9 protein-coding genes are annotated in these 10,949 nt (G+C 53.4%); 3 read left to right on the top strand and 6 right to left on the bottom strand.

Annotated features, from left to right (window positions below; translation table 11 throughout):
* Positions 1–106: 106 nt before the first annotated feature.
* Positions 107–1,084 carry a LacI family DNA-binding transcriptional regulator gene (locus FY046_RS12225; RefSeq protein ID WP_159336650.1) on the top strand — a complete coding sequence of 326 codons (978 nt, stop codon included), beginning with the start codon at positions 107–109 and terminating at the stop codon, positions 1,082–1,084.
* A 178-nt stretch (positions 1,085–1,262) separates the two neighbouring features.
* Here FY046_RS12225 and FY046_RS12220 read toward each other — a convergent pair whose 3' ends face one another.
* The 4 genes from FY046_RS12220 to FY046_RS12205 all read right to left on the bottom strand — a co-directional run bounded on the left by FY046_RS12220 (position 1,263) and on the right by FY046_RS12205 (position 6,036).
* Complete coding sequence (locus tag FY046_RS12220; RefSeq protein ID WP_227534504.1) at positions 1,263–1,469, bottom strand: hypothetical protein; 207 nt, start codon at positions 1,467–1,469, stop codon at positions 1,263–1,265.
* Positions 1,470–1,764: 295 nt separating this feature from the next.
* Complete coding sequence (locus FY046_RS12215; RefSeq protein WP_133842046.1) at positions 1,765–2,625, bottom strand: sugar phosphate isomerase/epimerase family protein; 861 nt, start codon at positions 2,623–2,625, stop codon at positions 1,765–1,767.
* Positions 2,626–2,848: 223 nt separating this feature from the next.
* A complete protein-coding gene (locus FY046_RS12210) occupies positions 2,849–4,036 on the bottom strand; it encodes an aminotransferase-like domain-containing protein (RefSeq protein WP_133842045.1) in 1,188 nt (395 codons plus the stop codon).
* 752 nt (positions 4,037–4,788) lie between these two features.
* On the bottom strand, positions 4,789–6,036 hold the full coding sequence (locus tag FY046_RS12205; RefSeq protein ID WP_167864929.1) for an MFS transporter: 1,248 nt from the start codon (positions 6,034–6,036) through the stop codon (positions 4,789–4,791).
* A gap of 282 nt (positions 6,037–6,318) precedes the next feature.
* Between FY046_RS12205 and FY046_RS12200 the strand changes: the two genes are divergently transcribed.
* Positions 6,319–6,528, top strand: coding sequence for a YdgH/BhsA/McbA-like domain containing protein (locus tag FY046_RS12200; RefSeq protein WP_133842043.1), 210 nt, complete (start codon positions 6,319–6,321; stop codon positions 6,526–6,528).
* Between the two features lie 90 nt (positions 6,529–6,618).
* Here FY046_RS12200 and FY046_RS12195 read toward each other — a convergent pair whose 3' ends face one another.
* Together FY046_RS12195 and FY046_RS12190 are read right to left on the bottom strand one after the other, a co-directional pair.
* Positions 6,619–7,917, bottom strand: coding sequence for a hypothetical protein (locus tag FY046_RS12195; RefSeq protein ID WP_167864928.1), 1,299 nt, complete (start codon positions 7,915–7,917; stop codon positions 6,619–6,621).
* Between the two features lie 173 nt (positions 7,918–8,090).
* Positions 8,091–10,052, bottom strand: coding sequence for a methyl-accepting chemotaxis protein (locus tag FY046_RS12190; RefSeq protein ID WP_167864927.1), 1,962 nt, complete (start codon positions 10,050–10,052; stop codon positions 8,091–8,093).
* A gap of 316 nt (positions 10,053–10,368) precedes the next feature.
* On the opposite strand from FY046_RS12190, the gene FY046_RS12185 reads away from it, so the two are divergent.
* A complete protein-coding gene (locus FY046_RS12185) occupies positions 10,369–10,938 on the top strand; it encodes a TetR/AcrR family transcriptional regulator (protein ID WP_167864935.1) in 570 nt (189 codons plus the stop codon).
* The last annotated feature ends 11 nt before the right edge of the window (positions 10,939–10,949 follow it).

Raw genomic sequence — 10,949 nt, 5'->3', positions numbered from 1 at the left:
TTCCCGTGGCCGTTCATCCGTTGAATTCAGCCGTTTCCCGAAGTGTGTTACCCTGTTTTTTCAATAGTCAACATGGTCAACATGGTCAGCAGGAAGGCTTATCAGGATGTCGATCCAAAAAATTGCCCGCCTCGCCGGGGTGTCTGTCGCCACGGTATCACGCGTGATGAACAACCTCGGCTCGGTGAAACCGCAGAATCGGGAGCGCGTGCTCAACGCGATCAAAGAGAGTAACTATCAGCCGAATCTGCTCGCCAGACAACTGCGTACTGCACGCAGTAATATGCTGCTGGTGATGGTGTCGAATATTGCCAACCCGTTCTGTGCCGACGTGGTAAAGGGCATTGAAGCCGAAGCGGAGCGCAACGGTTACCGCATTTTGTTGTGCAACTCCGGCTCCGATATCGCCCGCTCCCAGTCCAGCCTGAGACTGCTTTCCGGCAAGATGGTTGACGGCGTGATCACGATGGATGCCCTTTCCGCCCTGCCTGAGCTGACCACCCTGATTGGTGATTCACCGTGGGTGCAGTGTGCGGAGTACGACGAGGCATCCGCGGTATCGAGCGTGGGCATTGATGATCATCAGGCATCCCGCTTTGTCGCCGGAGAGTTTATCCGCCGCGAGCGTCAGCATCTGGCGATGATTAATCACGATCTTACGTATAAATACGCTAAACAGCGTGAACAGGGCTACCGCGCGGTGCTGGAAGAACAGCATCTCGCGCCTCCCGCCGTGGAATACGCCAGTGAGTTAAGCTATCAGGCAGGGAAAGAGGCCATGACTCGCCTGCTGCAACAGTCACCGCGTCCTGATGCGGTGTTCGCCGTCTCCGATACGCTGGCCGCCGGGGCTATCCGTGCGCTGGATGAAGCCGGTCTGCGGGTGCCGCAGGATGTGGCGGTAATGGGATTTGATGGCACGGAGCTGGGGCATATGACCTCGCCGCCGTTGTCGACGATTGAGCTGCCCTCACAGGACATTGGCCGCGAGGCGGTGAGTTTGCTGCTGAAGAAGATTAATGAGCCGCTAAGCCCGGCGCAGAAGACCACGTTACAGTGGCGGTATGTGGCGCGGGGATCGTAAGCGGGAATGCGTCTGCCTGTCTGCCTGTCTGCCTGTCTGCCTGTCTGCCGTTGCAGGGGCTGGCCTTCTGTTTCGGTCAGCCCGAAAGGCCAGGTCAACGTCTTAAGGTCAAGGTCAACGGCGTTTCGCTTTCCCACTTCGTGGGCGAAGCGACCTAAGGGCGGCAGTCGCCCCGCCCTTAGGGATCCGGGCTTGCGGCAGGCGCATCGCCCGCGTAGCGGGTGCCTTCGCAAGCGTTGCTTAATTGCCGCTCAAACATCAACGGCCAGGTCACAATCAAAAAAAAGACAACAGACCAAATACAAAAACCCTTTTTGGTCTTATTTAGTTTTTTGTCTTTTTTAATTTTTAGATTTTGACCTGGGTTTTGACGTTGAGTCGGCAATTAAGCCTCGCCGAAGGAGAGCGGATTTCCAGGATGAGCCAACAGGACGTTGGCGAGAGGGGGTGCCGGGACAGGGATGTCACGTCACACCCGCTCCGGCCGGAAAGTCGATTGACTGAGGGAACCCGCTGTAAGCGGGCGATGCGCCTGCCGCAAGCCCGGGTCCCCAGGGGGGTGGCGATTGACCACCCTGGGTCGCTCAGCCCGCGCAGCGGGAAAGCGAAACGCCCTTGACCTGGAACTTGACCTTAAGACGTTGACGTTGATCTTAAGACGGTAGATACAAATGATAAAACTACATCTCCAACGGAGACAACGCCCCCACCAGATACTGATTCGCCTGACGGATAATCGACTGCGGATCCTTCGGCAAATCATGCTCTACAATAAACCAGCGCGTATCGGCTTTCACCGCTGCGGGCAGTACCTCGTTCCACGCCAGCAGACCTTCCCCCGCCGGGGCAAAATTCATCTCGTCGTTACGAATGCCGATACCGGCATTATCCTTGGCATGAATGGCGTAAATACGCCCCTGATATTTCTTCAGCAGACGCACCGGATCCTGACCGCCGCGTGATACCCATGCCACATCGAGTTCAATTTGCAGGTTTGCTGGTGTGCTGTTATCAAACAGAATTTCCAGCGCGGTCTTACCACCATACTTTTTCATTTCGAAGTCATGGTTATGGTAAGCCAGCACCATGCCCTGCTTTCTCACCTGACTGCCGAGCGCATCCAGCTCGTGCGCCAGCTTTTTCCAGCCTGCGGCAGAGTCCGGGCGATCCGGGATTTGCAGGTACGGCACCACCAGCACCTTATTGCCCACCGCTTTATTAAACGCGATGATTTCAGCGGCGTTGCTGCGCAAATCGGCGAGCTGAACATGGTCAGATGTGACCTTAAGCTGATATTTCTCCAGCAGCGTTTTCATCTCATCGGCGCTGACGCCCTGCGTCCCCACCAGCTCCACCGCGCTGAACCCTGATGTCTGCGCCACAGCAAATTGCTGCTCCAGCGTACCCACGTTTCTCAACGTGTACATTTGCAGCGCGAGATGCTTTTTGGCTGCGGCGTCATCGGCCAGCACAGGATGAATCGCGCCCAGCGTCAGTGCGCCAATGAATAACGTAGAAGTCACTGCTTTTACCAGCTTCATAACGGTTCCTTAGTGGTCAGTAATCGGAATGTCAGTCTCTTTTTTGTATGTAATCGATTACTTTATCTATTAACCATTTTGTAATCGATTACTTATGCTAACGAGTATTCTGATAACAGAGCAAGTGGCACCGGTTGCAGACCGCTAAATTAGACGGGATTTATGAAGCAGATCACAGATAAAGCGGAGCCAAACCCTGTTTAGCTCCGCATTCAACAGCAGATTAGAGGTGTTTCTTCAGCAGATCGGCCAGCGCCGTCATACCTTTGATGATCTTCTCGTCACTGTGGGTCGAATAGCTGAAGCGGGCAAAATTGTCGCGCTGCACGGTCGGGAAGAACGTTGCGCCCGGCACCCAGACCACTTTCGCTTCCGGCACCGCGTGTTCCAGCATAAATTTCGCCGTATCAAACCCGTCCGGGAACTCCATCCAGGTAAACAGGCCACCGTCAGGATCGGTCCAGCTGATCCCCTGCGGGAATTCGCTTCTGACCACCGAGAGCATGGTTTCCTTTTTACGCAAATACTGCGCTTTGATGGTCTGGATATGGTCATCAATATTGTGTCTTTCCAGATACATCGACACCGCCGCCATATTCAGCGTGCTGCACTGCGTATCGGCGGCCAGCTTCAGCAGCCCCAGCTTTTCAGTGATCTCAGCAGAAGCCACCGACCAGCCCAGGCGCAGACCCGGTGCGAGGATCTTCGAGAAGCTACCGAAGTAGATCACCCGCCCTTCCGTATCCATGCTTTTCAGCGTGGCGACTTTGTCGCCCTGGTAACGCACTTCGCGGTACGGCGAATCTTCGAGGATAATAAAGTCATACTGATTCGCCAGCTGGATCAGATGCTGACGGCGTGCCAGTGACAGGGTGATCCCGGTTGGGTTATGGAAGTCCGGCACGGTATACAGCAGCTTAATCCGCTGCCCGGCCTTGAGTTTTTCTTCCAGCACCTCGGTCATCAGCCCCTGCTCATCCATCGGGATGGCCAGATAATCTGGCTGGCAGGTATTAAAGGCGATCAGCGCCCCGAGGAAGGTGGGTGCTTCGGTAGCCACCAGGTCGCCAGGGTTGATCAGCAGTCTGGCCGCCAGATCCAGCCCCTGCTGGCTTCCCTGCAGGATCAGAACATTGTCTTCTTCACAAACGATGCCGTCTGCTGCCATACGCTGCGCGATCTGCTGACGCAGCCTGGGCATCCCGGTGGAATGGGTGTATTGCAGAGATACTTCGCCAGGCCCTGACAGCAGTTCAGCAAAAATATCCTGCAATGCCTTTGCCGGGAACAGGCTGGAATCCGGGTAACCGCCGCCGAATGAAATAATCGACGGATCTGCACCGAACTGGAGCAGTTGCCTGATTGCCGAAGGCTTCACGCCCTCCATTCTGTCAGCGTAACGCGTGGTCATGTTCCGTATTCTCTTTATTGGTATTGGGCTGGAAATCACGTTATGAGAAGTCCATGCGCTGTGTCAATTACTCATCGTAATTTTCACTGTTTCCGGGTGCTTATATATCTTGATGAGGTAAAAACGGTTTAAAATCAGCCAAAAAGGAGTAAGCATCAAAGATGGCTAAAGCTGGTTCGAGCGAGAAAAACATCGAATCCTAAACGAGCTTGCCAAGATGTGGTGGTTTTAAAACCCACAGCAAACACCTTTGTTGCAGGGATGAGGCCAGATTGAGGTAAGCCGGACGTCACGCGCCAGGACGGCGCGTGCCGAGGCCCGCAGGGATGCGTCTTTTGCCGATCCGGCGTGCTCAACCTGGCCTCAGACTTGTAGCGGAACTATTCGCCAATAAAATGATCCAACTTCACGCAAGAAACTGACAATTCCATCGTCTAAAATGCATATGTTTTATTTTTTTCAAAAAAGAATTCACAAGGAGAGTGTTATCAACAGTTATCTAAAATTAACCAGCACATTAAAAGTCCCAATGACGGAAATATATCGCCACCCGGACATTGGAAGAAAAAATACAACTGAAGTGAGCACGGCAAAATGGTGAGAATGATATATGCCTTACCCATTATCCTTATGTGTTCACATCAAGTTGGTGCCATAACTGTCGAAGAGGTGGAGATAACAGAAGTCGGCATAAATTCCAGTGTAGAACAAACACTATGCTGATCCTGAATCCCCACCACCCTTATTAAGGATCAGCTCGTACTACTGTCGCTCTCCAGCTTCTGCCTGCGCCTCAAATGCGGGAACAGCGTCATCCACAGACCGACTACTACCAGCGTACCAACACCGCCCAGCACCGCAGCCGGAACAGCGCCCATCAGCGCGGCCAGCATCCCGGACTCAAACTCGCCAAGCTGGTTTGAGGTGTTAATAAAGATACTGTTCACCGCATTGACGCGGCCACGCATATCATCAGGGGTATCCAGCTGCACCAGCGCCCCACGGATCACCATGCTGACCATATCAAACCCACCCAGCGCGGCCAGTGCCAGCAGCGAGAGCCATAGCTGGCTGGAGAGTGCAAAAATCAGCGTGGCGACGCCAAATCCAGCCACCGAACCAAACATGATCATGCCGACGTTTTTCTCCAGCTTGTTACGGCTGAGCCAGATACCGACCAGCAGCGCACCCACTGACGGCGCACCGCGCAGCATTCCCAGTCCCCAGGGGCCGGTATGCAGAATATCTTTGGCGAAAATCGGCAGCAGCGCGGTCGCACCACCCAGCAGCACGGCAAAAAGATCGAGGGAAATCACCCCCAGCACATCGCGCCGCTCACGGATAAACTTCACCCCGGCAAACAGCGTCTTGATATTGGCGGGCAGGCGCGGCTGCGGCGCACGAATAAAGCGGATGTAAGCAATCATCACAATCGACAGCAGATAGAACGCAGCGGCCACGCTGTATACCACATCCGGCCCGGCAACATACAGCAGCCCGCCCAGCGTAGGACCAATAATCACCGCACTTTGCCCGCTAACGGCCGCCGCCGCCGTGGCGCGTGCCAGCATCGCAGGCGGCACCAGCGAAGGCAGCATTGACTGCATCGCCGGGCCTTCAATGGCTTTTGCCACAGAGATCAGGAACACCAGCCCCCACAGCGCGTTTTTATCCGACCACTGATAGAACGTCAGCAGGATCAGCGCCAGCAGCGCGCCCCACTCCAGCACCTGCCCGAACAGCACAATCCGTCGACGGTCGTACTGATCCGCCAGATGCCCGGCCGGTAATGCCAGCAGCACCGAGGGCAGAAACTGCATCAGACCGATCATCCCCAGCGCCATTGCACTGTTAGTGATGGCATAGATTTGCCAGCTCACCGCCACCGAGAACATCTGGAAACCGAATGAGGAGAAGGTTCGTGCCAGCCAGAAGCGCACGAACGAAGGATGGCGCAGCAACGATTCATTGCTGTCCTGTTGGAGGTGCTTCGACGTCATTAACTATCCCTACCTGCAAGTGCTCCAGCCAGCGCAGGACTGGCAGACAGCTTTATTCGTTTTATTGTTATCCCGGTGAAGCCCGGGTATCGACCTGATTATGCCAGAGAAATCCGGCGCGACATGGCGTTAATTGTTACAGGCTTAGTACATTTTTTTATTCAAATTATTTGACAGTTATCGACAATAAATTCCGATTTTAGTTTATTATTAGCAGGCGTAGTATTTATCACATCGAGACAGAACGTCTCAACTTACATACAATACTCTGAGGAATTAACCATGAAATCCATCAAAACTTTCGTAGCAGTTGCCGCTCTTTCACTGATCTCTTTCGGTAGCTTTGCACAGAGCGTGACCGCCACTGGCTCTACCCTGTCAGCCGCTGAAGCGCAGATTGCCGCTCAGGCACAGCAGACAGGCAGCAGCTACAAAATCATCGAAGCCAACTTCAACAACGGCGTGCATATGACCGCCGAACTGACTAAATAAGTCACGCACCACTGAATTAAGCCCATAAAAAAGCCCCTTTCGGGGCTTTTTGTCGTTTCAGAACAACCGTCTTTCTGGTGCCAGTAACAGTCAGTTCACGGCTGCCTTGCGCCGTACTGTGGCACTTTTCTTCTCTGCGATAAGTGCCATTAATGTGCTTCGCTCGTTTATCAGCAGTTGCCCGATATGATGACGACTACGATTTTTAGCCCGTCGGGCAAAACCCTCTGGAGAGAAAATGCCCGCAAGAACGGTAAAGCATTTCTCACCGAGACGTTGTTCAAGCAGCTCCGGGATTGATTGCTCATAAATGGGGAATGCTGCCGATGAATGACGATGAATAGCGATAGCCCGTAATTCGGTATGGCAAATGATATCTTTCACATCTTCATCGTAAGTTATTAAATTAGCCATATAAAAATCTGCACCATATTGGTCCCGCGTCGAGTTTGTCAGCATGTCCATTGCTCTTAGAAAATAGAGATCCTGTGCGCAGTTACGCACCAACTCAAGGGGACTTTTTTTACTCTGAAGCGAGTGCAGTTTTCTGGCCATTTGGGTGCTATTTTCTTTTGACAGAATATCGCAGCATATCATCAGCTCCCTGAACATCAGCGTCGACACGTCTTCATCCATAAACTGCACAAGTTCTAAAATTTTGTTTTGCGAAGAGCGATTTGAACTCATCTCGATGACCTTTGTTCTCAACAGGATCAGTTCGAGAATATCGACCATTGCGCTCAGCTCTTTCTCCAGGCCCTGCTCAATGTTCTGAAAAAAATCAGCCAAAAAAAGATCGGCCTTCGCTTCTGATTCTTGCTGATATTCTGCTCTGTAACGCCTGCCCCATTCCGCATCCAACGGCCCCGGGAATTTCTCCAGATAGTTCAGTGCCGCCATTGTCTGGCGCATGCCATTAAGGGATTCTGAAGAGCGATGGCTTTGTGATTCCCACAGATAAAGATAAGGGTTTACTCTCGCCAGCTCTTCGGCAGGGATCGACTGCGTCAGCTCCTGGCAAAAAGTTAAAAGATTTTCACTAGGATCAGGTTTGTAGGCCAGCGCACTGATATAGCTGGCAACGTTCGAATCAACATAGGTTCCATAGCCGATATAAAAAGCCTGGACGCCCTGATTAGTGACCACATCGCTATCCAAAATCCAAAGCGTGTTTCCACGGAAAAGCGTGGAGACAAACCCTTTCTTTGAAAAATGATGTCTTCGTAACGGATATGGCCCGCTGTCACTTTCATCGGCATAGAGAATACGCCACTCTTTCAGTAAGCCTTGATGCTCTTCATAACGGTCATACGCTTCCGAACGGTTCGGGGCTGTAGCCACATACTGAATCGCCTGATTGAGTTCATACTCATCGATCATCGCTTTCACCAGAAATACTCCTCCCTGGCACATTGCCTGTATTGATAAATTAATCTTATCAATATAGTGCCGTGCATATAGACAGAGTCAATCGGATACAGTGAAAATCGGGTCTTTTTATTACCTTCAGGGTATAAAAAAAGCCCCTTTCGGGGCTTTATGAAATTACAAGCGTGACATTGTCACTCTTTGGTTACCACCAGTTTCTGCAACACCTTCAACTGAGCCACGGCTTCCTGCATGGCATCAATACCGGAAGTCATCTCGCTCAGCTTATCCAGATTATCGCTGATGCTCTTCCGCTCATTGGCGGTCTGGCTGCTCATCTCCGCAATGGCATTAGCTGCATCAATACTCTCCTGCGCCATCTGCCTGGCACTTTCTACCGTATCCACCGCGACCTTTCTGATATGAAGAATGGTGCTGACGGCATCATTGATACTGTGTGAGGTGGCATCAGCCTGATCTTTCGATGACTGTGCCAGACGGCGAACCTCGCTTGCCACCACGGCAAAACCGCGCCCTGCTTCCCCGGCGCGTGCAGCTTCTACTGCTGCATTAAGTGCCAGAATATTGGTCTGGAAGGCAATATTGCTGATGCCGCTGTTAATGGTGGTAATGCCGGAGGAGATCGTCTCCAGCTCATCCAGCCCGGCGCTGAGCTGGTGCTGGGCCTGCTGGCTGTGCAGCGCGGCATCACTGATGGAGCGGATATTACTTTCCGCCGCCTTCAGCGCATCGCTCTGACTGCGGGTGGCATTTTCCAGCAGCGGCAGCGATTTCATCAACGGGTCCAGCTTTTGCTGATACTCCACCACCTGGTTCACAATGCGCGTTTGCAGCATATTCAGCGCTTCCCAGCGACGCAGCGCACGCTGGGCATAATGGCTGGCATACGCGGCATACTGCACCGGGAAGTTACGCATGGCATCGGACGGTCGGTTGAAGAATGCCAGCGCCGACAGCGTCTGGTTAATAGGCACGCCGAGGATTTCACCGAAACTGGAGAACCCGGCAGATGGGATCCCGCTAAAGAAGTGCGACTGCGACAGGCGGCCCTGATTCCCCACGCGGCGCAGAACGCAGTCGTTCAGCAGCATCGCCGCGGGCTGGCCGTGTTGCGCGGTGAACGCCTCCCAGTCGGTGCGCGTGGCGCTGGCAAAATCGGTCTCTTTTAACAGATGCAGACGGTCACCAAACTCCAGATCGCAGAAGAACTGGATGCGATCCGGCAAGATTTTGGCGATGGAGCGAATGAAGAACTCCTCCTCCACTTTTACGGCAAACGTCAGTCCCTGAAGACGCGCCTGTAAATCAGCGGGAGCACACTGCAAGCGTGCGCACAGGGCTTCAATCACATTGTGCTGCCGCCCCTGGGCATCAAACAGCGACGAGACGGTGCGTGCCACGGGATCGGCTTCGGCCACCAGCCAGCTCTGCCGGGTGGGCTCAAAGTTCTGGCTTTTAAAGGGCGCAAACGACTTTCCTTCCGCCATCTGGCAGAAGACGATCACCGCCTTGCCCTGCAATATCCGCCCGCCGTTGCCAATCCAGGTGCCGTCGAAATCGAGTGTGCCGCCCGCAGAGCCGCCAATCGCCAGGCACGGGAAGCGCCCGGAGGCATACCAGGCCTGCATCAGGAAACCTTCAGAAGCGGATAAGCCATCACAGAAAATCAGCGCAAAGGTACGATCGGCCGACAGTGGCATCTTCACCACCACCCGCTCCAGCTCGTGCTGGATGGCGCTGACGCGCTGCTGAGCAGTTTGTGTATCCTGCACATGTAGATCGACTTCATGCACTTCATGCCGGGCGATCAGGCTTTCCGGCAGCCACAGCCAGCTCCCCTGCTGGCCTGCACCATCACAATAGGTGCTCTGCCCGCGCCCACTGCACAGCGCGCCGTTGGAAGAGAGGGTTACCACGCTGCGGCGCGTACCGTTCAGGCTTTGCCACGCCTGGCTGACACGGCTGAATTCCGCAAAAGGGGGAACAAAACTTAACAGCAGGCCGGCGCTGTTACGGCTCAACCCCAGAGCATTCATACTCACCGGGGGTTGGCTGGAATCAAAAACACCCGCGCGCGGCTTACTGCCGCTTCTTTTCAGCCGGGCGGCCGTGTTCCAGAAAGAAGATTGACTCATTGTTGCCTACTTAAGTGCTGACGATAGTTTATTGATTTACGTAATCCGTCACAGGTGATGCGGCAGAACGGTGATGTTACCTCCGCTGCCATGCGGGGGGGTTATCGGCACAAAGAGGAAAAAGCCTAAACGGCAAGGGTAACAAAGGATGACAGGACGGCAGCCTAGCTGCCGCCCCGTAGAGGAAGGATCAGGTGCCATAAAACTGCCCGCCCACCCACGCCGCGGCCATCACATCTTCCACATCGTTAGGTTGGGGGGAAATGGGATGGAGAAAGTTATTGACCAGGTAGAACGATCGTTCTACCATCATTTCATGAACAAGAAGCCAACAGATACCCGAGAAAAAATTCTGACTACCGCCGAGCAATTGATCTATCGGAACGGAATTCATGCCACAGGTATGGACCTCCTGGTCAAGACCTCAGGCGTAGCAAGAAAAAGTATTTACCGCTATTTCGCAACCAAGGATGACGTGGCAGCAGCCGCGTTGAAAGAACGTGATGAACGCTGGATGCAATGGTTCAGAACGGAATCTGATAAAGGTGATACTCCTCAGGAGCGTATTTTGGCGATGTTCACTGTGCTCAGGGGCTGGTTTGAGTCGGACGGTTTTCGTGGCTGTGCATTTATCAATACCGCCGGAGAAGTGGGTGATCATACTGACCCTGTTCGCCAGATAGCAAAACTGCATAAACAAAAATTGCTCGACTACACGCTCGAACTCACTGAGCAATTAAACATTGAGCAACCCGCCGTTCTGGCCAGGCAGTTGCTGATTCTTATAGAGGGCGCTATCACCATGTCCTATGTGATGGGCGATTGCAGCGCCGCCGACAGTGCAAGGGACGTTGCGAAACATTTGCTGGAACAGGTCTCTTCTTAATTCCTGAGTAA

The organism is Erwinia sp. 1181_3, from assembly GCF_052824965.1.
The sequence above is the reverse complement of the archived record's forward strand: the minus strand, read 5'-3'. Positions and strand labels throughout refer to the sequence as shown.